The sequence below is a fragment of the Spirosoma jeollabukense genome, from assembly GCF_054777855.1.
In genome coordinates, this window is record NZ_BAAHAD010000013.1 from 48,256 (window position 1) to 71,596 (window position 23,341).

Annotated in this window: 24 protein-coding genes; 7 read left to right on the forward strand and 17 right to left on the reverse strand. The window is 45.8% G+C overall.

Going from position 1 to position 23,341, the window contains the following annotated elements:
- Nucleotides 1–247: 247 nt before the first annotated feature.
- The 10 genes from ACYVEA_RS29685 to ACYVEA_RS29730 all read right to left on the reverse strand — a co-directional run bounded on the left by ACYVEA_RS29685 (nucleotide 248) and on the right by ACYVEA_RS29730 (nucleotide 8,409).
- A complete protein-coding gene (locus ACYVEA_RS29685; protein ID WP_461117000.1) occupies nucleotides 248–1,516 on the reverse strand; it encodes a sensor histidine kinase in 1,269 nt (422 codons plus the stop codon).
- Complete coding sequence (locus ACYVEA_RS29690) at nucleotides 1,513–2,193, reverse strand: response regulator transcription factor (RefSeq protein WP_461117001.1); 681 nt, start codon at nucleotides 2,191–2,193, stop codon at nucleotides 1,513–1,515. The genes ACYVEA_RS29685 and ACYVEA_RS29690 overlap by 4 nt, the downstream gene beginning before the upstream one ends.
- A gap of 119 nt (nucleotides 2,194–2,312) precedes the next feature.
- Nucleotides 2,313–3,824: a capsule assembly Wzi family protein gene (locus tag ACYVEA_RS29695; RefSeq protein ID WP_461117002.1), complete on the reverse strand. Its 1,512-nt coding sequence runs from the start codon at nucleotides 3,822–3,824 to the stop codon at nucleotides 2,313–2,315.
- Nucleotides 3,825–3,988: 164 nt separating this feature from the next.
- Nucleotides 3,989–4,330, reverse strand: a complete 342-nt coding sequence (locus ACYVEA_RS29700) for a LytTR family transcriptional regulator DNA-binding domain-containing protein (protein ID WP_461117003.1) — start codon at nucleotides 4,328–4,330, stop codon at nucleotides 3,989–3,991.
- A gap of 309 nt (nucleotides 4,331–4,639) precedes the next feature.
- Nucleotides 4,640–5,239, reverse strand: coding sequence for a hypothetical protein (locus ACYVEA_RS29705; protein ID WP_461117004.1), 600 nt, complete (start codon nucleotides 5,237–5,239; stop codon nucleotides 4,640–4,642).
- A gap of 412 nt (nucleotides 5,240–5,651) precedes the next feature.
- Nucleotides 5,652–5,882 carry a hypothetical protein gene (locus tag ACYVEA_RS29710; protein ID WP_461117005.1) on the reverse strand — a complete coding sequence of 77 codons (231 nt, stop codon included), beginning with the start codon at nucleotides 5,880–5,882 and terminating at the stop codon, nucleotides 5,652–5,654.
- Between the two features lie 185 nt (nucleotides 5,883–6,067).
- A complete protein-coding gene (locus ACYVEA_RS29715; protein WP_461117006.1) occupies nucleotides 6,068–6,694 on the reverse strand; it encodes a DedA family protein in 627 nt (208 codons plus the stop codon).
- A 178-nt stretch (nucleotides 6,695–6,872) separates the two neighbouring features.
- Complete coding sequence (locus ACYVEA_RS29720; protein WP_461117007.1) at nucleotides 6,873–7,079, reverse strand: hypothetical protein; 207 nt, start codon at nucleotides 7,077–7,079, stop codon at nucleotides 6,873–6,875.
- A gap of 617 nt (nucleotides 7,080–7,696) precedes the next feature.
- The gene (locus ACYVEA_RS29725) at nucleotides 7,697–8,020 is read right to left on the reverse strand and encodes a fasciclin domain-containing protein (protein WP_461117008.1); all 324 of its coding nucleotides are present in this window, start codon (nucleotides 8,018–8,020) and stop codon (nucleotides 7,697–7,699) included.
- Between the two features lie 11 nt (nucleotides 8,021–8,031).
- Nucleotides 8,032–8,409, reverse strand: coding sequence for a fasciclin domain-containing protein (locus ACYVEA_RS29730; RefSeq protein WP_461117123.1), 378 nt, complete (start codon nucleotides 8,407–8,409; stop codon nucleotides 8,032–8,034).
- On the opposite strand from ACYVEA_RS29730, the gene ACYVEA_RS29735 reads away from it, so the two are divergent.
- From ACYVEA_RS29735 to ACYVEA_RS29750, 4 genes are all read left to right on the forward strand, one after another.
- Nucleotides 8,382–8,651 (forward strand): hypothetical protein, encoded by a 270-nt coding sequence (locus ACYVEA_RS29735; protein WP_461117126.1) that lies wholly within the window; start codon nucleotides 8,382–8,384, stop codon nucleotides 8,649–8,651. The genes ACYVEA_RS29730 and ACYVEA_RS29735 overlap by 28 nt on opposite strands.
- A 592-nt stretch (nucleotides 8,652–9,243) precedes the next feature.
- Complete coding sequence (locus tag ACYVEA_RS29740) at nucleotides 9,244–9,465, forward strand: hypothetical protein (RefSeq protein WP_461117009.1); 222 nt, start codon at nucleotides 9,244–9,246, stop codon at nucleotides 9,463–9,465.
- Nucleotides 9,466–9,749: 284 nt separating this feature from the next.
- The gene (locus ACYVEA_RS29745) at nucleotides 9,750–10,103 is read left to right on the forward strand and encodes a LytTR family DNA-binding domain-containing protein (RefSeq protein WP_461117010.1); all 354 of its coding nucleotides are present in this window, start codon (nucleotides 9,750–9,752) and stop codon (nucleotides 10,101–10,103) included.
- A 349-nt stretch (nucleotides 10,104–10,452) separates the two neighbouring features.
- Nucleotides 10,453–11,250 (forward strand): bestrophin-like domain, encoded by a 798-nt coding sequence (locus ACYVEA_RS29750; RefSeq protein ID WP_461117011.1) that lies wholly within the window; start codon nucleotides 10,453–10,455, stop codon nucleotides 11,248–11,250.
- A 294-nt stretch (nucleotides 11,251–11,544) separates the two neighbouring features.
- On the opposite strand, the gene ACYVEA_RS29755 is transcribed toward ACYVEA_RS29750, so the two are convergent.
- The 7 genes from ACYVEA_RS29755 to ACYVEA_RS29785 form a co-directional block, all read right to left on the reverse strand.
- Entirely contained in the window at nucleotides 11,545–12,132 is a 588-nt protein-coding gene (locus tag ACYVEA_RS29755; protein ID WP_461117012.1) for an ABC transporter permease, read from the reverse strand.
- A 29-nt stretch (nucleotides 12,133–12,161) separates the two neighbouring features.
- A complete protein-coding gene (locus tag ACYVEA_RS29760; protein WP_461117013.1) occupies nucleotides 12,162–14,195 on the reverse strand; it encodes an ABC transporter permease in 2,034 nt (677 codons plus the stop codon).
- Nucleotides 14,192–14,527, reverse strand: coding sequence for a PadR family transcriptional regulator (locus tag ACYVEA_RS29765; RefSeq protein ID WP_461117014.1), 336 nt, complete (start codon nucleotides 14,525–14,527; stop codon nucleotides 14,192–14,194). The genes ACYVEA_RS29760 and ACYVEA_RS29765 overlap by 4 nt, the downstream gene beginning before the upstream one ends.
- A 182-nt stretch (nucleotides 14,528–14,709) precedes the next feature.
- Nucleotides 14,710–17,238: a TonB-dependent receptor gene (locus ACYVEA_RS29770; RefSeq protein WP_461117015.1), complete on the reverse strand. Its 2,529-nt coding sequence runs from the start codon at nucleotides 17,236–17,238 to the stop codon at nucleotides 14,710–14,712.
- Nucleotides 17,239–17,426: 188 nt separating this feature from the next.
- A complete protein-coding gene (locus ACYVEA_RS29775) occupies nucleotides 17,427–17,882 on the reverse strand; it encodes a PepSY-like domain-containing protein (protein ID WP_461117016.1) in 456 nt (151 codons plus the stop codon).
- 85 nt (nucleotides 17,883–17,967) lie between these two features.
- The gene (locus tag ACYVEA_RS29780; RefSeq protein ID WP_461117017.1) at nucleotides 17,968–19,233 is read right to left on the reverse strand and encodes a sensor histidine kinase; all 1,266 of its coding nucleotides are present in this window, start codon (nucleotides 19,231–19,233) and stop codon (nucleotides 17,968–17,970) included.
- Nucleotides 19,230–19,910 carry a response regulator transcription factor gene (locus tag ACYVEA_RS29785; protein ID WP_461117018.1) on the reverse strand — a complete coding sequence of 227 codons (681 nt, stop codon included), beginning with the start codon at nucleotides 19,908–19,910 and terminating at the stop codon, nucleotides 19,230–19,232. Before ACYVEA_RS29785 ends, ACYVEA_RS29780 begins: the two co-directional genes overlap by 4 nt.
- 208 nt (nucleotides 19,911–20,118) lie before the next feature.
- Here ACYVEA_RS29785 and ACYVEA_RS29790 point away from each other — a divergent pair, with 208 nt between their 5' ends.
- The 3 genes from ACYVEA_RS29790 to ACYVEA_RS29800 all read left to right on the forward strand — a co-directional run bounded on the left by ACYVEA_RS29790 (nucleotide 20,119) and on the right by ACYVEA_RS29800 (nucleotide 23,335).
- A complete protein-coding gene (locus tag ACYVEA_RS29790; protein WP_461117019.1) occupies nucleotides 20,119–20,868 on the forward strand; it encodes a phosphatase PAP2 family protein in 750 nt (249 codons plus the stop codon).
- Between the two features lie 64 nt (nucleotides 20,869–20,932).
- On the forward strand, nucleotides 20,933–22,066 hold the full coding sequence (locus ACYVEA_RS29795) for a tetratricopeptide repeat protein (protein ID WP_461117020.1): 1,134 nt from the start codon (nucleotides 20,933–20,935) through the stop codon (nucleotides 22,064–22,066).
- Between the two features lie 9 nt (nucleotides 22,067–22,075).
- On the forward strand, nucleotides 22,076–23,335 hold the full coding sequence (locus ACYVEA_RS29800) for a TolC family protein (protein WP_461117021.1): 1,260 nt from the start codon (nucleotides 22,076–22,078) through the stop codon (nucleotides 23,333–23,335).
- The last annotated feature ends 6 nt before the right edge of the window (nucleotides 23,336–23,341 follow it).

The window sequence follows — 23,341 nt, forward strand, 5'->3', positions numbered from 1 at the left end:
CTGCAAACGTAGTGCCCATACCGCAGTTCGATGCTTTGCCCGGGTCCAATACCTAGCATGCCACCGGGCGAAGCCAGCATCAGATCGAGATTAAAGAAAAACCTGTGGATAAACCACCTAAAGTACCGATTCCTGCTCCTCGCAGTTCGCCGAGAAATAAGTGAATTCAATCTTGATTCAAGAAAGTACAACCAACTGTTGAAACATTAAATTTTAAAATTTTGACTCAAATCAGTCTATCAAAAGCTTATGAAAAGGTGACCTCAACTATGTGCCGACGGATCTGGGCATCGTACATATACTGCACAGTCATTCCGTACTGATTGGCAATTTCTTTAACAAGGGCTAATCCTAAACCCGTTGACTGAGGTAATGCTTGGTTTCGAACGAACCGTTGGAAAATGTCTTCTTCTGGAAAAGGGAGCGGGTCGCCTTGATTGGTAATAATAAACGAATGAACCGTAACCTGAATCAAAATTGACGTGTTCGAACTTCCATGGCGAATGGCATTTTTTATCAGATTAGAAAAAAGGACAAAGGCTAATTGCCGGTTCATTGTTCGATTAGGATTATCCGTAATGAGTCGGTTCAAGACCATCCCTTTATGAGCCGCATAATCAGTATAGTTTTCTATTAACTGATTGGTCAGCTCGCTAATATTGATCGATTCATTCTGGATAAATTGCTGATTGTCAATCTTAGTCAATAGCAAAAGCGACTGATTCATGGACGATAAGCGCTTAATGGTCTGCTGGGATCGCTGAATTCGATTCAAGTCGGCTTCGGTGAGCTGACTGGATTGTTGCAACAGGTCTAACTCGAAGGATAATATACTCAACGGTGTCTGCATCTCATGGGAAGCATTGTCGGCAAACTGTTTCTGCTGGTGGTATTGATGACCCGATCGCCGGGTCATCTCCTCAAGCGACCGGCTCAACAAAGCAAATTCGTCTACATCACTGATAGGAAACGTAACCGGTTTCGACTGATCAATGCGGTATTTCATTAATTGGCCGATAATCGTGTAGAAAGGACGCCAGATACGCTGTAAAATAACTGCTTCAAACAACAATAAGATAGCGACCAGCGCTAAAAAACAGATAATAATCCCCATCGATAAGATGTGGGCAATTTCATCAAATTCCAGGTACGGCTGATGCAGCGTAATTACGTAATACTGCTGCTTTACGGCATACGTAGCCAATAGCTTACGAACCCGCACGACTTCATTATCGAGAGGATCTACCAGTGTAGTGTCGATCAGAATGGGGGAACTCGTGCTGGTGTTAGTTGCAATTGCAATCTGTAGATTGTGGTCCCAGTTACGCAAAGTCGTCGCGTCGGGTGGATGTTGACGTAGGTTTTGTTTTACCTGTTCGAATTCACTCAGAAGTAATTCATCGATCTCAGTTGAAATGGTTTGATGAATAAAGTAATTCAATAAAAAAACGCCCCCTAACGCGAAAGGCAGTAGGGCCAGAAATATATAGCGGGTGGTTTTTTGAACTAGTTTCATTCGTCAGCGGTCAACACGTACCCAACCCCGTAGCGTGACTTGATGTAATCCGGGCACCCACAGGCCAGTAGCTTTTTACGGAGGTTTCGGACGTGCGTATAGAGGAAATCATGCGAATCCACATTGTCCATGTAATCACCCCAGACGTGTTCGGCAATAATCTCTTTTGATAATAAACGGTCCTTATTGGTAATCATAAAAAGCAGAAGGGCGTATTCTTTGGCCGTTAAATCAACCGGTTGATTAGCTACCTTAATTTCTTTCCGATTTGGGAACATTGCAATTTCCCCAAATGTGAGCTGAGTTTCACCCAGGTGCTGACGTCGGCGCATCAACGACCGAATTCGGGCATTTAATTCGGGCAGATAAAATGGTTTTGTTAGGTAATCATCGGCACCCAGGTTTAACCCGCTCAGCTTGTCATCCAGGGAATTTTTGGCTGATATAATAATAATACCGGCCTGCGAATGCGCTTCTTTTAACTGTTCTATAATGGACATGCCACTACCATCGGGAAGCGTAATATCCACCACAATACAATCGTAGATGTAATCATTCACTTTTTCCGAAGCCTGGCGAAAATTGTTGGCTGTCGACACCAGGTAACTTTCATTTTCCAGATAGTGCTGCATGGTCACCAGCAACCCAGGCTCGTCCTCAATTAGCAATATTTTCATAAAATACGACCTATTTTACCACTAAGTAAATCGTCAAAACTGAATACAATCCGAAGACAAACGTACTTGCTTCAGATTAGCCTGCCAAATCATAGTACCCTTAAGCTTACTACCTACTTTCATATCTTTTGCCTTTTCCGGATTTGACCTTCTTTACGTAAGCCGACATAAAATCCGACACTATTCGTATACAGATCGCCTACATCGGCCGCGATTGATGTACTGGCCGATGTACCGCCGAGAATAGGCAGTAGCGCGGATAAACTTAAAATCGACGAGAATTGGTGCACGGGTTGCTCAAAGGGGATCGCATACGTACCCAGATTTTCACTATAAGAAGCTTTAAGCTGAAAGTGCAGAAAATTGTAGGCATGACCGTCAAGGCCAATGTGCATAACAGCCACCCGATTATTATTGGTGAATCCATAGCGCGGCAATCCGCTTTGGCTATCATTTGAAGGGGAGATAAACGGGGTTCCTATGGTCTGACCAAAGCGTGACCATCCATCTACATACTGTGAATGGTTGAAATAGTTGTCACGACCACGGTGCGCGGCATCGTCTAGAAATAAGTCGCCCCCCTGGTTTTCAGTGAACAAGTACTCTAGAAGCAATGTTTGAAGCTGAAACCCGTGTGCATTGACCGGGCGAAGATTTCGAATACGTAGCCCATTCAATCCGTCGCGAAGATTAATGAGGTGAAACAGCGAGCCATCTTCATAAAGATTCTGGCGATACGCAAAAATAGAAAACCGGCGGGCTATATACTCCGCTCCCAAATCAACCGATCCAAGGTGATTCCCAATGCGATTCTCGCGGTCAAATGAACTGATTCGATTGGTATCAACATTTGTGCGGTTACCCAGCGTACTCGCGGTGACTACATCCATGTAATCGCTGAACTGGTTGGGGAGCTGATTATTTTTAATAACCGGATTTAGATTCTGATTCGTATTACCTCCCCACATGACCTGATGGTTAATTCCTCCATAGAGCTTGAGTCTCCATTTCGGCTTACCAAACCGAGCATACAACGCTTTTTGATGTAGCATTGTGTTTCTGACCAGGCGATCATTTTCAAACCAGCCGTGGGCGTAAAAACCTTTAAAGCCAAATAATCCGCGACTAGGTAAGTAATCAGGAACGGCCAACTGAATTTTCATCATCGGCAACGCATTGCCCGACCAGGCATAGGAACCCGATGTTAGGGTAGAATCAACCAGACCAATGATTTCCCGCCGTTTACCCGCCCACAATTCAAGTCCTTTTCCAAACTTTACTTTTACATAAGCTTCTGGTATAAGCAGTTTTTGCGTAACGCCTGCATTGTACACGGCTTCTCCTCCCCACCCCCAATCAATCCACCGGTTACGTGCCCGAATACTGTCCAGTTTATTTTTGGGCGTACCGTGATAATCCATCCAAACCGCCTGACGAATGGTCATAAAAGGAGTCTGGCCTGGGACAATACCGTATTGATTCGATCGCAGCCAGAAAGGTGTTAGGCCAGATGCCGCATAATAGCCACCTATTTCTGACCGGTAACGTACTGATTTTGTCGTCTGTGCAGAGCAAGTAGAAACGGCCAGCAAACCAATGGCTAATTGACGGGCAAGAGTGAATTTGGGCATATATGTGATTTATACCGTCTGGTTATTAACTACTTAGGCATGCTCCCACCTCCTATAAGAGCAAGGAAAATAAATATCTATTATGAAAAACGGGCGAAAGCAGTCTGGTCTTGATACGCTGCTTTTGTATCAAGACCAGACATTGCGATCAACTAAGGGAAAGATTAATTGGCCAATCGGGCTAGTGTGTCGGCAATACGACGTCGGGAAGTCAGTTTCAATACGCCATCGCTTAATAGCAAAGACACTGTTTTCGCATCTTCTCTGATCACTCTATTGACATGCTTGGGATTAATCATTGTCGACTTGTTGATTCGAATGAAATCCGTAAGTTGGTCTTCGAAAAATTTCAAGGTTCGACTAACGATCAATGGATACGTTTTGTCTTTTAAATAGACGGCCGTGTAGTTACCCCTGCCCTCTAACCGAGTAATCAGTTGAGTATCTTGCAGGTGTCGATAGGCTGGGATCAATAACTGGGAACTCTCTTTTGACAGAATTATCATGTGTTGAGTTATTATTATTTAGTTTAAGCAAATGATGTAAAGATTACTTTCCATAGACTTCGCTAAACCTAATAGATCAAACGTACTCAACGATTCTTTAGAAAATCTGTAGAGTGGCCACTAGGGTATTACCTATTGAAGTACAATTCCTGCCGATTTAAAGCTACGTTCACAGAAGCTGTCAAAGAAATTGTGCTACTATTTGATTGCCAATACAATGAGTCAAAAATTGGCGTAAACTATTCAGCCCCTTACGAATGGGTTTACGCCAACCAAAGCGAGCTAATTTATTTGTATCTGTTCAATGACTTACCGTAATAGATCCACTAAAACAAGAACAAGACCTACGACCAAGGCTATTATACCCAATGGTGACGCTACATTGAGAATGATTAATAATAAACCTATGATACCAACGATTGCCCCAATGGTTAGCAATGATTTTGCCATTGCCCGCTCAGGTGATAAATGATTTTTTATTTTCTTGTCAATACGCTTCAGCATTACACGCTGAACTAGTGTTGTTTTTTGAGCAGACAAAGCCTTTGTCGACAAATCCATCTGAGAGTTGGTCTTAGCCAGCAATTCACTCACGCGCGCCATACGTTTGGTTAATTTCCTATTCGACGTCAGCTTGCTGTCATTACGCACATAGGCTTCAAACCGATTCATCGCCAGTTTAGCCTGATCAACCTGTTGAGCCGAAAGGTCCTGCTCGGGTAGGGCTTTAGTAGTAGAGGCTATCTCCAGAGCTATCGGTTGAGTTTCTTTTGCAACACTAGTCACGTTGGGTTGAGTTGACTTAAATTGCTCCCGCGAAGTCGGTTGAAAATAAGCTACCGGACGGCTGCAGGAAAAGATAGAAACTCCCAAAAAAGTAGCAATTAAATAGTTAGAAAAGGTTTTCATAATGTACGTTTTAAAAAGTAAAAAATAAGATACTGTCCAACGGTTTTAACAAAGTATAAAGCGTACTTTAACAAAACGCCTAGGAAAAAAAGAAATAAACCTGGATTTATTTTGCATAAAATAAATCCAGGTTTGTAGTGACAGTGGAAGTATTTGCGTCAATCATGCCAAATGTATAGTTGAAATCTAAAGGAATTCTGAAGAATTGAAATAAATAATTAATAGTTAAATTTAATGCCCTAGTTAAAACCAATTAATTATAAATTTGATCAATTTTTACTATTTTGTTAGTCAAAATTTTATTTATTTAAATTCCAATACGTACGTCAAAAAATTAGGAAATTTACTTTTCGGCATAAAAAAAACCTTCTCATACAGAAGGTTTTTTATAAATCCACTAAATTTTACTTTTTTATTCTATTTTCTTAGCCGTTTTTTTCATCATCTTAGCCGTATGCTTCATCTTTTTGGCGCTATCTGCTCTCACATAATCGCCTTCCATTTTAGCTTCTTTTTTTTCTATTTTAGCATCGTGCTTCATTTCTTTCATGTCCATTTTCACCTCTTTTTTGGGTTTGTCCTGTGCCAGGCTAATCCCTGAGAATAATAAAATAGCTGCTGAGGCAATCATTAATTTTTTCATAGTGTACATGGTTAAAATGATTCAACATATTGACAGGCAGGCCATTGACTTTTTCAACCAGCCGTACTACTCAGACTTTACACTGGGCCCATGCTTTAACTCGTTGTGCGTTATCAATGGCATCAATAGCTTGAAAGAATCAAACCTACGAAATGATTCTAAAGCAATTCTGAAGACCGGTAGCGCTACTTGTTTACGCTAACCCCATTGGCCAGTTCGTCGTAAGTAATCTTATCATTATGCATCAGTGTCTTCTTTACTTTGGCTTGACGGTGGAGCAAATACAGGCTCCAGAAGACGCCCAAGCCAGCAAGTCCCAAAACAACAATCCACTCATGCTGTCGAAGGTTGGTTAACAATCTTTCAGCCACCTCAATAATACTATTTCCAGCTAAAGCCACCACCAAAGCCCATAGCAATGCGCCTATGGCATTTAACGCCAGAAACTGAAGTTTGGGGAATCTCGACAAGCCAATAGCTGCGGGTATAACCCCTCTGAGACCGTACAGAACCCGAAAACCCATTAATAAACCCACTCCATATCGATTAAGCCAGTACTGTACCCGGCTAAATCGCTGCTGCCATGTAGGACGATTAGCCAAAAACTGCGCACCATATCGGTGACCCAGGAAGAAATGTAGCTGCGTAATGACAAACGAGGAAAAGGCGGCAACCGCAATAACAGCAGGCAACGAAAAATAACCTTTATGCGCTAAATAAGCACCTACCAGCAGAAACGCTTCACTTTCGAGGATAACGCCCACGAACAGAATCGGGTAGCCGTAAGTAAGCATCAAATCCTGGAATGACATGGCCTGACAAATTAGAAAAAAAGCGTAAAATGATATAAAAGTCCGTTAGTTGGTGATCCATTTATTTTAGGCATATACGTGTCATTTATCAACTAACAAAATCAGGTTTTTAATTAAAGAGTGCAGATTAGGGTACATAGAATTAACAGTCTTGCACCAAAAGATTTGGAATTAATTCTTATAGTTTCACTTTGCGCCTGACAAATTCGAATCCACCACAGGAATACAGTAAAATAGCCCCTGTTTCGAGTACAGCTTCCATCTGATGACTTGCGTATACGCCCGTTTTGTAATCTTGTACCCAGTCAATCAAAGCGGCACAATAACCAAACAGGCACACCAGGCTACCGATTACCAAGCCTAAAATACTGAGTGAATAGCGCATAACTATTTTTAATTCTTTAAGCACTATTGGGTAGGGCGAGTGATGGTGGTATCATCTAGTAGAAGCAAATTGTTTGCCAGCTACTATCATTTTTTTGTCAGTCAGGCTATAATTCAGCAACGGGCATTAAAAAATGTATAGCCACGCAACAATACCTATTTTGCTTTAGTAGTACCGAACTATACGTTTATGGACTGTCAATTCTTATTACATATATAAAAATCAAATTTGGGCAATACTCACCACACAATTGACGAATTTCATGGACAAGTATAAAGACAGTATTACTTCTACATCAGGTAAATTCCAGCAAGGATTTTCATTTAATTCTCAACTTATTAAATCAGATATAAAGTAAACAGCTTTTATTAGGACGAGATTATAAGAGTATTTTCCCTAATTATGATCTTTCTTATTCATTCATTTACCATTTTTTCACATAGAATTAGTCTAGATAAATTACTAATATAAAAAAACGTTCGATTAATAAAGTAATTAAGCTAACTGAAAAGAGTATCCAACTCGTGAGTTAGATACTCTTTTTTTACTACCTCTTTTTGATCGCTATTAATTGAGTAATAGCACTCGGTCGATACAATGAACGACACCATTCTTGGCTACCCTATCAGCTGGCACAAAATAGCTGCATTGGTACTATTGCCTTTGCCGGTGATGGGTACTTTATTAACATTAACCGTAAACCGAACGCTGGTCCCCTGAGCCGTCACAACATTAGATCTATACTGGAACGTCTGCGAGAAGGCGTGGTAGTTCAATACATGATAAGCCAGCCAGTCAGCTAACATCTTTGGATCAGCAGCCTGAATGGCAGCAACATTCGCATAACCGGCGGCTTTAAAGGCGGCATTGTTTGGGGCAAATACGGTGTGGCCTCCTGCGAGTTTTGACTGAGTAAATTTTGCATCGTCGAGCCCACCCAAGCAACAGTAAACTACGACAGGTCCGACTTCTTCTGGATCAAATCTGTTGCACCAAGTGTAAAGGGCGTCAGCACCTGATTGATAATATGAACCACGCTACCCGTTATGGGAATATTCCCCTCTACAATCTTGGCCTTATTTATACAAATATCCGTATTGCTGACTTTGTAGAGAGTGGCCCGTCTCTCAGTCAATGTTATCTGGTAGGACGTATTAACGTTTGTCAGAAAAGCAGACAGGTCGATAACTGAGCCGACTACGTAATACTGAAAAATTTGTTTCAGGTCAGCGGCTGGCGCGGTACGCACAGCGCCAACACTGGTATAACCAACTGCCCTGAAGGCGTCAATAGTACTTTCTAGTGAGGACTGGACTTTTCCATAGAACACATGAACAAAATACCCTTTCTGCCGGGCGAACAACGAATACAGCCCAGGCTGGTGAAGAGCCGTTTGCCCACCAAAACGGCCAGTTGATCGCGGATCAGCTACCTGTTGGAGCGTTGAAGTTTGTCGATAAGCAACCGTTCGTGGTGACCGCTAGCCTGGATCAGCAGGAGTCGTTCTGGGTATCGTTATTGGCTGGCAGCCTGGCTTTGTGCAGACCGAAAGTTCACAGGTCGTTCGACTGAATCCGGATCAATTGGTATAAGTCGCCGATAACATTTTTTGGACGAATGTGTCTGACAAACTGTTTAGCAAATGCGGCATTTTCTAACAGAATGGATTACGTTGGAAAACAACTCCCCTCCTACTTGGCCATCGTTCATTTATACTGCCGAATAATTTAAGGGTATGACGCTTTGTGGCCGTTTAATTTGCTTCACCGGATACTCTCCGGCACGGATTGATTGGGGGATTCTGTGTGTTTAATCAGGATTATGGAGAGGACTTTATGATAGTGTCTCAGTTTAAATTTTTTTATGCTTGACTGTTCAAGTAAGGTGCATAAAATGCTATACGTAACCCAAGCAATGGAAACGGGATTTGTTAAATGTCCAATGGAACCCGCGAGACCGTTGAAATGACCGATAAATAAAGCGGCATCCGATGTGATTTATAACGAGTCTAAACCTGATTAGTTAGTGACTGAAAACACTCATTAAACTTTTAAGTATTGTTAAAATCTATAGTACTATACTATAGATTTTAATAAATAAGTATTAACTATTTATTTATTAAAATCCGACCTTAATATACTTAAAACAACGTTAAATGAAGACTATGAAACAGCACTTATCGTTAATCCTTTTTATGGGCGGTACGTTAATTTGTTTTGCTGGTTATTGTTGGGCGTTAATTGATTGGGTACAAGATTATAAAACGGGCGTATATGCACTTGAGCGCTGGGAAGCCTTTTATGAATCGTTAGCACTTCTCATTTATACAGCGTTAGCCGTTCGATTCATGATTAAACACCTTGCCTTTCCTAAAAACGATATGTAGGGTTTTCATCTGTGGTTGACAGTCTACGAAGAAATTCAAACTGAGACACTACCAACTTGTTAGAAAACTGTTGGTATGGGCTTTTCTACTTTGTCAGGAATTAGCCATCTCAAATTTAGAATACCCTTTATGATAAGAGGGCGCCACTCTAATTCATTCTATTCTTCAGAATTGCTTCAGAAAGCTAACCGACATTTAGCTCCTTATTTTAAATATTAGTCAATGTACTGATTCAGCCAGCCTAGTTAGTCAACTAACTGGCATCGCAATTCGCCACTTCATTCATGACTAGTCAGCAAGAAACCCCATTACGGATTCCAGGCTACCGTTACCTCCAGGATGCACAACGCATCAGTCGGCTCGAAGGCAATGGTAATAATACAATCATGAACGTACAGAGTGAGGCAAAACCCCTGTTGGTTAGTCAGACTCTAAAGCGGTTTGAGGAGCACTTACCCCATTTTATCCGCATCAGTAAGTCAACGATGGTCAATCCGCAGTATGTTGACCAGGTCATTCGGGAAGATGCCAAGGTGATTTATTTAAAACTAACCAACGGAATCTGTGTGTTGGTTTCCCGCCGTCGAACAGTCGAAACGTTGAAAGCACTTGCTCGATTAGGCCATATGTACGGGTAGGGTAAGTCTTTCATACCTAATGGTTTTACACCTGATCCATTTACTCCTTTTTCCGTATGCCCTGCCAACCCACATCCAAACTCGCCCAGCTATCGACTTATTGGGCAGCATTACGCTTTATCATTCAGATTGTCTTACTGCGATTCAGAAAGAGCCGTTGACCAGAAGCTACTCAATGCGTAAACTTACTAGCCAACTCTAGTGCATTATGCTTCCTAAATCTTAACAATCTACCTGCTTGGAAGGTGTTTGTTGAATGGCTATTTAACCCCTAATCGTCACCCTATTACCTGAAAATAGTAGCTTTTCTCAATAGCTTTGACACGACTTACTACGCTTTCTTACACGGATGAATTGGATCTATGCCTTACCCAATTGGCTCTTTTTTCTACTCGCCACTGGAATCACCATTGCCATTGCGGCCCTAGGCATGCTAGTGACCCGTAAATGGGTTCGACAGCACGCGGATCAATACGAACAGCAAAATGATTTGGTCAGTTACTTCCTGGGCGCATCGGGCGTGATCTACGGCATCGCCCTGGGGTTAGTGGCGGCCGGTGTGTGGACTAATTTTCAAACCTTGTCGGGGGAAGCCGATGACGAAGCGGGCATCACGGCCGCTATTTATCAGGATGTGAGCGCGTATCCCATGCCGCAACGGCAACGCTTACAACAGCATCTACGAAACTACGTCCAGGCGGTCATTGATCAGGATTGGCCCCAGCTGCACCAGGGACATACCCCCCAAGCGAGCACCAAAGTCCTCTACCAGCTTAAGCGAGAGTTATTCAACTTTGTGCCCACGGATGCAGGGTTACGACTAATTCATGAGCAGGCGCTGGTCCAGTACAATGAACTGGCCAAGGTTCGCCGGGATCGGTTACAAGGGAATCAAAGTAGTTTGCCGGCTGTCTTGTGGTGGGTGATCATTTTAGGGGCCTTCGTCAATATCATCATCACCTGGTTTTTCGTGAGTGATCATGTAGGCTATCATTTACTGCTGACCGTTCTGTTAGCCCTTTTATTAGGCTCCTTGCTGTTTCTAACGGCCGCTATGGATAATCCCTTTCAGGGCGAGTTTTGTATCGACGCGGGATCATTCAAACAAGTATTAGCGCAAATGCCAGCGCCTAAAACGCCACGATAATTGGCCTCCCGAGGCTTCCCACTCACGAATAGTTGGCAATTTCAGCCCGATATTCCTATGCAAAAGGCATTATTGGCCTTAGAGGTTGTCTACCGGTAATCGTTCACGAAGACATCCACTTGTTTGAAAAAATACTAAAGTTGGAGTGACAGCAGGCATCCAGGTAGGTTGAGGTAACATGTAAGAAATTCCACTTCTTCCCAATTGGATTGAAAACAAAGTCAGTATGAGCAAACGTTTTAAGCCATAGTGGACACGTAGACATGTGGATGTATTGTTATGACTACTAGTTAATTACTCAGCCTTTAACACCTGGGCCGGATTGCTTCGCGCCACACCAATTGTTTTTGAGCCGATGATTAGCAACGCAATCACCATAAATAGTCCCAGGCAACTCAGCAAACCAAGCACTGTAATGGGTGCATGATAGGCCATCTGCCTTAAAACCAGTTTATCAAAAAGCAAATAGGTTGCAGGCAGGGCCAGGAAAGCCGCAGCGAGTAAAAGGCTTAAGAATCCCTTACTTAAAAGATACACCAGACTCGCCTCACTGGCGCCCAGCACCTTCCGAACGCTTACTTCTTTCAGGCGGGTCTCCGCCGTGAAGACGACCATCCCGAACAGACCCAATGAGGCAATAAAAATGGTTAGAAACGCCAGGCAGCCAATGACTTTACTCATGACGGTTAAAGGGTGATAAAATTGCCTGATGTCATCCTTATATAAACCCGCCTTAAGGGGGTGAACCCGATCAATGGCACGCCAGGTCGATTGAATGCGAGCCAGCGTGGCGGGCGAATCGTTGGCCTGTATGCGTACATTCAGATAGCGGGCATCCTGAGGAGCATAGCGAAAAAAGGTGGGGTCAATTTTTTGATACAAGGAGCCATAGTGAAAGTCTTTCAGAACACCTACAATCTGATGGGCTTTCCATTCACCAGTAGCGACATCCCTATTGCTTTTTGGGGATCATGGTTGCCAATATTGAATCGTTTCAGTAGTTGCTGATTGACTAGAATTTCGCTTGTTTCACTCGGTACAGACTTAGGCAATACATTCCGACCAGCGAGCAGTTGATACTGGTGCAACGGTATGTACTTTTCGTCAATTCCATTCATCTTAGCCATGGCGGAATCCTGAGAATCCGTATACTTGACGTAAGCATCATACGAATTACCTAAACCCGTGACCATCTGAGATTGCGAAAGCCCACTTACACCGGCTAACTGGGCAATTTCTTTCTTAACCCGATCGGCCGGATTACCCTGCAACGCAATATTGACAATGTTTTCGGTTGTAAAGCCCAAGTCCTGCGAAATGAAATAATCGTATTGGGTGTAGATAATTAGGGTTGAGGCAATGAAGCACAGCGAAAACGTATATTGAAGAAAGATCAACGCCTTCCGCAGATTTAGGTGGCGAAACAACTTCAGAGCGGGAGCGCTCTTCAACACCTGCACCGGATTGATTCTGGCCAGTGATACCGCTGGCAAAAGACCCGAAAGGATTCCCACGACCACAGCCAACATCAAAAACGAAGCAACGACTACGGGGCTTACATCCAGCCGCGCGAAACTTGGTCCCATTGACAAAAAAGCGGCCCTCAAACCAAAAAATAAGCCTATGGAGACCAACAGGGCCAGTAACGCAATCACGACAGCCTCCACCACAAACTGCATAGCCACCTGGCTTTTCAGGGCTCCGAGTACCTTGCGAACCCCTACTTCGCGGGAGCGTCGGAGCGAACGGGCGATGGACAGATTCGTATAATTGAAACAGGCCGATAAAATAGCTACCATAGCGAGTCCGATAATCACCCACAGCACGCTACGCGGTACGCTATGCCCGATCTCATTATGGAGATCCTGGCCCAGGAAGATGTTGGTCAGGGGTTGTAGATGTGTCTTGATTGTTGCATCAGCCAGACGAGCATTTTCAACCCGACTCAGCCGATCCAGACCGGCCTGAATCTGGGTGGCATCGCCGGTTGGTGGCAACAGGAGATAAACATAAGAATCGGAGATATTTTCCCAATTATCAAACTCCTGTTTATAACGTGGCGTGTTTTCCAGCGTGGCAAACGAGGCCAATGCGTCAAATTGAAGATGGGAAAAAAAGGGAATATCCTTCATCACACCCGTCACGGTAAAGTTCGTTGAATCAACCTGAATCTGTCGATTCAGCGCAGAAGCATTGCCAAACAGTTTATGCGCTGCTTTCTGGGTGAGTACAATCGAATTCGGCTCCTGAAGAGCAGTGGTTGGATTCCCTTCGCGAAGCGGAAAGGTAAATACAGTAAAAAAAGAGGCTGTAGCCCACAATCCATTGATGGGTAAGGTGGTGTGTCCAACTGAAATATCACCCGGAAAGCCACGTCGAAGTATGACTACATCGTCTATACCGGCCAGTTTTTGAGAACTATACTTCCCAATTTTAATCGAGGTAGATGCCAACTCATTGGTATTGCCGGCCTGAGTTTGCTGAGTCGTGATAACGCGATAAATACGATCCCGATGCTCGTGAAATCGGTCATAGGACAGTAGGTCGTAGATGAGAGCAATGACCAGCAGGCCAACCGATAATCCAATCGAAAGTCCCGCCACGTTGATGAGGGAGAATAATTTATTCCGCACGATGCTGCGCCCGGATGTTTTGAGGTAACTGCCAATCATGATTGGTTGAGGAGAAAATGTACGGGAAGGGGTACGAAGGGTATAGATTCGGGCGAACTTGAGTACATCGAGGCTATAAATCCAACGGGCTTGCTTTGGCCCTTTTGTTAGGAGATTACGTTCAAAATATTCATTCAGATCACCCTGTAAGTCTTCCAGCAACTCGGGTCGGCAATACCAGCTGAGCAGACGCTGCGCCCACTTAGGTGGTTCGACGGACTTTCTATCTTCTGGTCTACCATGATTTGGCTCCTGATTGTCTGGCGTTTTCATAGGCTGGGTTTGAGAGCAAAGTCTGGAATTAAGTGCCAAAGTCCATCACGCACTTCCTTACTTTTTAGTAAAGCCGCCTTCCCTGCATTGGTCACCGAGTAATAGCGTTTGCGCTTGCCCCCTCGCGCACTGGTCGATTCACCCAGATTACTGTTGACCAATCCTTTCTCTTCCAGCCGATTGAGAACGGCATGAATAACCCCAAACTTGGCGGCTCGTCCGGTATGCTTTTCCAACTCGTCACAAATCGCTACGCTGTAGGCATCATTAATCAAAGCCGCAATAGTGAGTAAGACTAGTTCCTCAAATTCACCCAGGTTGGTTCCTTTCATGAACAAAATCAATTAATCCATCAAATGTATGTAAAATTGATTAACTACGTATTTGTATGTAAAATAAATTTTAGTAAGTAAATTTCGATGGTATTATTAGTAGAAGGCTATCCCTATGAAAATCTGCGGTTTCATAGAGATAGCCTTCTACTAGGTTAGTTCTATTAAATTAAACGCTCCTGTTAGTTCTCCTCTTCACCACCCGCCGATTTTCCTTTTTTTACCTTAGCCCCATTCAGATTACCTAGTTTATAGCTGAACGTCAGCCGGATACTGGAGTTATAGATATACTGGCGGAAATCCTGATTGAACTGGGCGGAATTCAGCACCGAGGTGAAGCCCATGCCGTTTGTCAGAAAATTCTCGGCGGCTAATCCAATACTGCCTCGTTTATTGGTGAATGATTTACGGGCTCCCAACGAGTATTGGGCAAACCCAATCCGATACCCTTGCAAAGCGATGTCCTTACCCCGATAGCCCAGATTAGCCTGAATCGCCCAGCCCTTATCGAATTGAATCTGGCTATCGAACCGACCACCCCAGCGAATACCCGTGTTACTCAGCGGAATGGATAGCCCCGACACATCCAGGGCCAACCCGCTGATGTACCGATACATAATATCCAGGTTCGTATTGATGCTCCACCGGGGTGTAATATTCACCGTAGCGAACAGGTTGGTGCCGTAGTTGTATTCCTTACCAATATTAGATCGGCGGCTAACCACCGCACCGATCAACGTATCGGAGCGTTGACTGATCGATTGAATATCATCCCGATTCAGGCGGGTATACAGCGTTAGGTTTAAATACGTTTTTTTGACGTAGGTACTGTACCCAAATTCGATCCGGTCGGTTATTTCCGGTTTCAAGTACGGGTTCCCGATGGAAACATTGTAGGGATTAGCCGCGTTGAAATTGGGATTCAGATCCTGAACGTTCGGACGCTGAATCCGGCGATTGTAGGCCAGTTTAATCGTGGTTGACTCGTTCAGTTTTTTTGAAAGATTAATACTCGGAACCAGTTTACCGTAGTTCGGAATGGAAATAGGCCCCTGGGTTCCAGCAGAGGCCTGTATACTTGTATACTCATAACGGGTACCCGCTTTAATCGTGATCTTAGTAGGCGTCGTATACGTATACGATAGATAAGCCGCTCCAATATTCTGATCATACAGCAGGGAACCATCCGGACGTTGGCTATCAACCGAATATTCGGAGGTTGGGCTAGCCAGCAAGTACTGATACTGACTGTTCACGCGCCGGTAGGTTTCTTTGGCCCCAAATTCCAGTTGCTGGGTTGGACTGATGGGTGTCTGATAATCTACTTGCAGCACAAACTCCTGACTGGTATTGAAGTTCAGGTTCCGTTGCCGCGTGGTCAGGATGCCCAGCGTATCCAGATTATTCGCATCAAAATTATTAGTCAGGTGATTCTGGCTATACTGGGTGGAAAGGCTTAATTCCCGCTGAGGACCGTCACCCGTGCCGGGATAGGTATGCTGGTAATCGACGTTCATATCGACTGAGTTCGACAAATCCTGGCTAGTTACATCCCGTCTCAACGGTGATCCTACGATATTGCCATTGAGTAAGCTAGTGGCCAGGTGCTGGTCGCGGCTTAAGTTGCGCACCCCAAACCGAACCCCGCCGGTGAGCGATTGATTTTTGGCGATATCGTAGTCCAGCCCCAGGGCATATTGCCCGAACAGACCGGTATCGAAGCCATCTGAGTGCTGAAGGGTCTGAACGGGGGGAATGGATTCACCCTGAAAGGTCGTCTGGGCTAAATCCGACCCCGATTTATTGTACACGCCCCGGCCATTGCCGTTCAGACTAACCCCCAGTTTACCTTTTCGGAAACTACCATTTACACCCAGGGTGGAGGCCCGGTTACCCACGCCCCCATCCACATCGAGGTGTAATCCCTGCAAGGTGTTCTTCTTGGTGATGATGTTGATAATACCGCCCGAACCTTCGGCATCGTATTTAGCTGAAGGTGAGGTGATAACCTCCACCGTTTTAATCAAATCAGCCGGAATCTGACGCAGTGCATCGGCCAGATTCCCCGCCAGAATCGACGAAGGTTTATTGTTGATCAACACGCGCACGTTGGAGCTACCCTGTAAGGATACATTACCCGCCAAATCCACCGACAGCATCGGCACCTTTTTAAGAATATCCGTGGCGTCTCCTCCTTTTGCGGCCAGATCGACGTCGGCATTATAGACCAGCCGGTCGACCTTGTCTTCTACCAGGGCTTTCGTTCCGGCCACGGTTACTTCACCCAGTGTGCGCGTGCTGGGACTGAGTCGGATAACGCCCATATCTTTTGCCTGACCTTTCGCCAGTACTACGTTGTCAACCGTTTTGGCGGAGTAGCCCAGAAAGGAAATTAGTAGTCTATAGGTGCCGGGCGCTACCTTGGTGAGCGTGAATTTGCCTTTATCATCGGCTACCGTGCCATCAACCAGTTTATCGGTAGCGGTATTATAGACGGCAATGTTGGCATACTCGACCGCTTTAGTCAGGGTTGAATCGACGACATAACCCGAAATTTTTGCATTGCCTTTTGATGACGTTTCGCCTACTGGCGAAGCAGCGGGTTGGCCTGATTGAGCCGGAACGGGTTGTGTGGGAACGCCGGCTGGCGTTTGGGCCAACGTAGTTCCCGTCGTTACTAAAATAAGAAGCCCTGTAGTTTTAAGCCACATAACGTGAGATTGAAAAAATTGAACCTGGCCAGATTGCACAAACTTGCCACTAGCCCTTGATGAAGAAAAAAATTAATAGACTGAATACCTAAACTATCCCGGTGGATGCCCTTTTTGGCTGGCCGAACAAAAAGTCATGGCCCGCTTATGTTTTGTCGATCAGCGAGCCACGACGTCAGTCAGTTGGTTTACTTTATACGCTGACCTTTCTCGTCGAATATCAGGTCTTTACCCCCGATTTCGGCTTCGTAGGTTTTCTTGCCTTTGGCATTTACAATTTCTGCCGCTTCCTTAATTTTTTTGCCGGTGTAGTGCCTCGTAACGTACTCACGAACGGCTGCTGGCAGAGCCGACACCGCAATCTCGGTTTCGGTCTCGATCAGATTTCCTTTCGCGTCAATGATTAATGACAGGTCTTTCCCATTTTGGGTGATGCCCGCTTCGTAATTTTTTCCCTCCATTTCCCATTTCACCTCTTTTGCCCCGGGATATAACTTAGCGACGGTAGCTTTCGCGGCAGCCGGAACATCAATAGCGATCATGATAACGGCAGAGGTTGGAGCAACTACGTAGTTAGTCAGCGCAACGGAAGCTGCGTGTGTTGACGTGAATACGATCAGGCCACTTAGCAATAAGGTATACATCTGTTTTGACTGGTTTAGTTTGTGGGTCAAAAGTACTCCCACATTCTGAAGCAACTTGGAAGTTTCAGCAGCCAGTCGCCCGTCATTAGAAATCAACCTGAAACATATGCCGACGCATGGACAGAGCATAGTTGTAGGTGACGGTCATGCCATACTGCTCAGCAATCTCTTTGACTAGCGCCAAGCCTAGGCCAGTTGATTGTGGTAGCGCCTGATTGCGGACAAATCGATGAAAAATCTGTTCTTCCGGAAAGGGTAAGGGGTCGCCTTCGTTGGTGATAATAAAACTATGGCTACCCACGTGCACCCAGATTGAACGGTTCGGCTCGCCATGACGAACCGCGTTTTTTATCAGATTGGAAAAGAGCACTTCGGCCAGTTGTCGATTCAGGTTCCAGGTAGGACCGTTTTTAATCATTCGGTTAATGGTTATGCCTTTGTGCGCCACGTAATCCAAATAATTGTCCAATACGTTATTCACCAATTCGCCGATATTAACCGCATCATGGTGCGCAAACTGCTGGTTATCAATCTTGGCCAGTAATAGCAGAGATTGATTCATGGCTGAAAGTCGCTGAATTTCCTGCTGTGACCGCTGAATTCGATCCAGATCGGCTTCATCCAGCCGCTCCGACTGTTGCAACAAGTCTAACTCGAAAGCCAGCACGCTTAAGGGCGTTTGCATCTCGTGGGACGCATTATCGGTAAACTGCTTTTGCTGCGCGTATTGATGGCGGCTTCGGCGGCTCATGGCTTCAAGCGACTGACTCAAGAGTTTAAACTCGGTCACGTCGCTCACAGGAAATGCGGTTTCGTCGGGCAGATCGATCCGAAACTGCTCTAATGTAGTCAGGATACCATAAAATGGATGCCAGATACGCCGGGTAACCAGTACGTCGGCTCCGATCAGCAGCACCACCACTACCAGAAAACAAACGGTCACACCAACGGATACAGCACTGGCTATTTCATCAAACTCCAGATACGATTGCTGTAGGGTGAGGACGTAATATCGATTGCCATCGGCATAACTTGCCTGAAGCATTCGAACGAGGGCCTGCTCCTTCTCCTTTGGGTTAACGGTGACGGTGTCTTTAAAGGTATGCCTGGGTTGAAGGGCCGACGTAGCCAGGGTTATCCGTACATTCGGGTCCCATCCGGGAAGGTCGGTGGCATCGGGGGGATGCTGGTGGAGTCGCTCCTGCACCTGGACAAGTTCACTACTCAACAACTCGTCGATTTCATGCAGCACGTCCCGGTGAATATAATATCTCAGCAAAAAAACACCGCCCAGGACGATAGGCAGGGCCGCCAGCAACAGATAAAGTGCTGTTTTATGGAGTAGTTTCATTCGCCTGCCGAGAAAATATAACCCGCTCCGTAACGCGTCTTAATGTAATCCGGGCAACCAGCCTCGACTAGTTTTCGACGCAGATTCTTGACATGCGTATAGAGAAAGTCGTGCGAGTCAATACCATCCATATAATCCCCCCAAACGTGCCCAACAATGCCGGCTTTCGACAGGAGTCGCTCCTTGTTGGTCACCAGAAACAGGAGCAGGTCAAACTCTTTGACCGTTAACTCCAGCACTTGGTTGTTCACCAGCACCTGTTTCTGGGAAGGCATCATCGAGATTGGCCCGAATACGAGTTCCGTTTCACCATCGTGCTGCCGACGGCGCATCAGGGAGCGAATGCGGGCATTTAGCTCCGGCAGGTGAAAGGGTTTGGTCAGGTAATCATCAGCGCCTAATTCCAGCCCCGTGAGTTTATCATCCAGCGAATTTTTGGCCGACACCACGATAATGCCCGCCTTTGAGCGCGCTTGTTTGAGTTCGTTGACAATCGCCAGGCCGTTCCCATCGGGCAGGGTTATGTCCACCACGATGCAATCGTAATCGTTATCATGGACTTTCTCCGAGGCTTTCCGGTAGGTATTCGCCGTTGAAACGTTGTATTGTTGCTCCTCTAAATAATGCCGTATAGCCACTAAGAGTGACGGCTCATCCTCAATCAGCAAAATTTTCATAGTTCATTCATCTGGATTACTCCCAAAGTACAGACCCAATCCTGATTACATTTTGAAGATGAGCTGAGCGGATGCGGCATTCGCTTCATCAACTACAGATTCTCCTCAGGTTTGCCCATTTACTTTGCTTATCCCCAGGTATTCATCGTGACGTTGCTCAACCACACCTTTTTTATCCGGTACACGTACTGGGGAGATAAGAAACGCTATGCCTATTCAACGTATGAAACAAAACCGGAGATTCGGTTCTTCGTTACCAGCCTGGGTACTGATCCATTGGCTTTTGCTGCTTCCAGGGGCCGTGGCCGTTGGACACCCCCTGAATACCAATGGTCGACAGACGTTTCGGGACACCCTTCCGACGCGCCCCGCTACGTTCCGCTGGGTGGCTCCGGCGGTGCTGATACCAGTTGGTCTAGCTTTATTACCCGACTATTCGAACAGTCATTTCGATCGCTTTTATGTCCGGAGTGAGCTTCAGGATAAAATCCACGTTCGCACCCATGCCGATGATTATTTGCAGTACGGGCCAGCCGTAGCCTGGATAGGCCTGAGCGTAGCGGGTGTGAAAGGCCGGTCACAACCCCTCGATCGGGCACTTATTGGTGTACTGGCGTATGGAATGAGTACGGTCGTCGTCCTGGGGCTCAAACATACCACGAACGAATTGCGCCCTGACGGATCGGATTACCTGTCCTTTCCATCGGGTCATACGGCCAACGCGTTTACCGGAGCGGGTTTGCTGGATCGGGAGTTTGGCGGGGTCAGTCCCTGGATTCCCATTGGTGGCTATGCCATGGCCACCTCGACCGGAATCCTGCGGATGACCAACGATAAACACTGGGTTTCTGACGTACTGGTTGGCGCGGGTATTGGGCTGCTTTCCACCGAAGTAGCGTATCACGTGTATCCGTGGCTGAAACGAAAATTGGGGCGACATAAACCAGCTATGCCTTAGTTGATCCGTAAGCGTCAGCAAAGGCGATTTGAGATTTAGCTTGACAAGTAGAAAACAGACTCGCATGAAAAAAGCTCGATTTCCGTCAAAATGGCTTTTTGCCGTTGGTGGTCTGCTGCTGTTATGTCCCAATCATGTCCTGGCGCAATACCCAATGATTAACGGCAACCCAGCCGCCCGAACATTGGTGACGGCAGGGCTTGACCAAGTCTATGATAATCAATTTTCTGCCGCCGACGCTACGTTTACTCAATTAGCGAAAGTAGCACCCAACCATCCATCCCTTGATTTGCTCCGGGGCGTCAGCTTATACTATCAGTGGTTCCCCGCTCGCACCGATGCGAAGTTGAAGCAACGATGCGGGCAACAGTTAGAACTGGCGGCAAAAAAGGCCGATGACTGGCAGAAAGCACAGAAGAAAAGCAAAGGCTCCGACCTGCCCGAAGCCATGTTTTTATACTTCACGGCGGAGGCTATGCTGGCTAAAATCAGTCATTTCGAACATGAACCGTTTGCGGCCATTCGGCACGCCAAAAATGCGTATCCATATATTCAGAAAGGCAAGCTTTTCCAGCAACAGTACCCAGACTTTTACCTCTCGACGGGTCTTTACAATTTCTATCGCGAGGTATATCCCGAAATTCACCCGTTCTATAAAACCGTGGCCTGGGTGATGACTTCCGGGGATAAAAAACTGGGCATGAGTCAACTCCAGATCGCGACCCAAAAAGCGCTCCTCGTGCGAACGGAAGCCATTCTCTACCTGACGCATTTACTAACGGATTACGAAAATAAACCTGCCGATGCGCTACCCTACCTGGCTCAACTGGTGATAAAGTATCCCGGCAATCCGTACTGGCGATATAAGTACGCAGAAGCCCTTCTGAACGCGCATCAAGTAGAGACCATTCCCCATGAAATCAATCACTTAATGGCGACTTCGGAGGAAGTTTATCATCAGATGGGAACGCTGGTTAAGGCTCGGTACGCGCTGGAAAAAGGACAGCGATCAACGGCCCAAACCCTGGCCAACGACGTGATTCGCAGTTCGGTGCGGGATGAAACTGTGCGGGCCTATGCGTATCTGGTTTTGGCCCGAATCGCCCGTATTCAGGGGCAGGAAAAACAGGCCAGGCAATACTATAAACAAATGCTTGAGTTTGCGGAGTACCCGATACTACGTAACGAGGCTCCTTGAACAAGCAATATGCGCATAGATAAACGACTACTATGGGGGAGTATATGGATACTGCTTCAAGCCCTATCCGGCTATGGACAGGATACGCTTGTTCACCGAAATTTAAATTATTACCTCGACGCAGGGCTTACAAACAGTCCCCTGTTGAAAGATAATATCAATGCCATTACGTTGAATCGGCTGGATAGCCTGCTTAATATTGCCAGTAACAAACCCTACGTTCAGGCCATTGGTCAGTACCTCTACGCCCCCTCCGGAACGAACTGGGGCTATGACCAGAATACGACCAACGGTGGTGCCTACACGGGCCTGATTCAGGCGAACCGAAATCTGCTGTATCGCCGGAACCTGCGGATTCAGAATAACCTGAATGCTGCCCTGCGCGATTCACTGGTCAACACGGTTCACATTAACCAGAACGATCTCCAGAAAGCCATTGTCGACCTCTACCTGACGGCCTATCAGGATTATCAGCAGATGGTCATATTCGGCGATTTGTACAAGATTTTCTCCCGACAAAACGAGGTATTGAAAGAGCTACTTCGGAAAGCGTTGTTCAACCAGTCGGATTATCTGGCATTTCGGGTCGACTGGCAGCAGAGCGAAGTAAATTACGAAGGGGCGAAAGTGCAGTTTTTACAGGATTTGCTGACGCTCAATACCCTTTGCAACATTCCCGAAATGGGTCTGGTACAACTCGAAAAGCCAGCTCTGGCTCCTCAGGCCCGCTTCACGCTGGACGACAATCCCTATTTTCTCCGCTTCCGCTACGACAGCGTCATTGTCGAACGTAATCGCCGGGTTATCGATATCTTTTATCGCCCCTCGCTGGACGTAGTGGCCAACGCCGGCACCAACGCCATTAGCTCCGATCTGATTACCCGGCGTTTTGGCTATAGCCTTGGGTTGAATTTTACCATGCCCATCTATAATGGGAACCAGCGTCGGCTGCAATACCAGAAACTCGACGTAGCGCAGCTTACCATCCAAAATTACCGGAATCAGTACCTCAACCGCTTCAACCTGCAATTGAGAACGGTAAACGAGCAACTACGCGTGAATCAGAATCTGATCAGCCTCACCGAAAAACAAAATACGGACGTCGAGAATCTGCTGACCATCAGTCAGACGCGGCTCTATCGGGGCGACATATCGGCCATTGATTACCTGCTCATCGTGCAGCGATACCTGAATATCAAGCTGTCGCTGATCCAGTTAACAGTCCAACGACAACGATACATCAACACATTCAACTACCGTAACTTTTAACGTATT

Excerpts from the sequence above, each read along its gene's own strand:
- ACYVEA_RS29745 (WP_461117010.1), top strand. The coding sequence starts at position 9,750 with ATGACTAGTCAGCAAGAAACCCCATTACGGATTCCAGGCTACCGTTAC.
- ACYVEA_RS29740 (WP_461117009.1), top strand. The coding sequence starts at position 9,244 with ATGAAACAGCACTTATCGTTAATCCTTTTTATGGGCGGTACGTTAATT.
- ACYVEA_RS29695 (WP_461117002.1), bottom strand. The coding sequence starts at position 3,824 with ATGCCCAAATTCACTCTTGCCCGTCAATTAGCCATTGGTTTGCTGGCC.
- ACYVEA_RS29720 (WP_461117007.1), bottom strand. The coding sequence starts at position 7,079 with ATGCGCTATTCACTCAGTATTTTAGGCTTGGTAATCGGTAGCCTGGTG.
- ACYVEA_RS29790 (WP_461117019.1), top strand. The coding sequence starts at position 20,119 with ATGCCTATTCAACGTATGAAACAAAACCGGAGATTCGGTTCTTCGTTA.
- ACYVEA_RS29710 (WP_461117005.1), bottom strand. The coding sequence starts at position 5,882 with ATGAAAAAATTAATGATTGCCTCAGCAGCTATTTTATTATTCTCAGGG.
- ACYVEA_RS29770 (WP_461117015.1), bottom strand. The coding sequence starts at position 17,238 with ATGTGGCTTAAAACTACAGGGCTTCTTATTTTAGTAACGACGGGAACT.
- ACYVEA_RS29715 (WP_461117006.1), bottom strand. The coding sequence starts at position 6,694 with ATGTCATTCCAGGATTTGATGCTTACTTACGGCTACCCGATTCTGTTC.
- ACYVEA_RS29700 (WP_461117003.1), bottom strand. The coding sequence starts at position 4,330 with ATGATAATTCTGTCAAAAGAGAGTTCCCAGTTATTGATCCCAGCCTAT.
- ACYVEA_RS29780 (WP_461117017.1), bottom strand. The coding sequence starts at position 19,233 with ATGAAACTACTCCATAAAACAGCACTTTATCTGTTGCTGGCGGCCCTG.
- ACYVEA_RS29750 (WP_461117011.1), top strand. The coding sequence starts at position 10,453 with ATGAATTGGATCTATGCCTTACCCAATTGGCTCTTTTTTCTACTCGCC.
- ACYVEA_RS29685 (WP_461117000.1), bottom strand. The coding sequence starts at position 1,516 with ATGAAACTAGTTCAAAAAACCACCCGCTATATATTTCTGGCCCTACTG.
- ACYVEA_RS29765 (WP_461117014.1), bottom strand. The coding sequence starts at position 14,527 with ATGAAAGGAACCAACCTGGGTGAATTTGAGGAACTAGTCTTACTCACT.
- ACYVEA_RS29800 (WP_461117021.1), top strand. The coding sequence starts at position 22,076 with ATGCGCATAGATAAACGACTACTATGGGGGAGTATATGGATACTGCTT.
- ACYVEA_RS29785 (WP_461117018.1), bottom strand. The coding sequence starts at position 19,910 with ATGAAAATTTTGCTGATTGAGGATGAGCCGTCACTCTTAGTGGCTATA.
- ACYVEA_RS29760 (WP_461117013.1), bottom strand. The coding sequence starts at position 14,195 with ATGAAAACGCCAGACAATCAGGAGCCAAATCATGGTAGACCAGAAGAT.
- ACYVEA_RS29705 (WP_461117004.1), bottom strand. The coding sequence starts at position 5,239 with ATGAAAACCTTTTCTAACTATTTAATTGCTACTTTTTTGGGAGTTTCT.
- ACYVEA_RS29690 (WP_461117001.1), bottom strand. The coding sequence starts at position 2,193 with ATGAAAATATTGCTAATTGAGGACGAGCCTGGGTTGCTGGTGACCATG.
- ACYVEA_RS29795 (WP_461117020.1), top strand. The coding sequence starts at position 20,933 with ATGAAAAAAGCTCGATTTCCGTCAAAATGGCTTTTTGCCGTTGGTGGT.
- ACYVEA_RS29775 (WP_461117016.1), bottom strand. The coding sequence starts at position 17,882 with ATGTATACCTTATTGCTAAGTGGCCTGATCGTATTCACGTCAACACAC.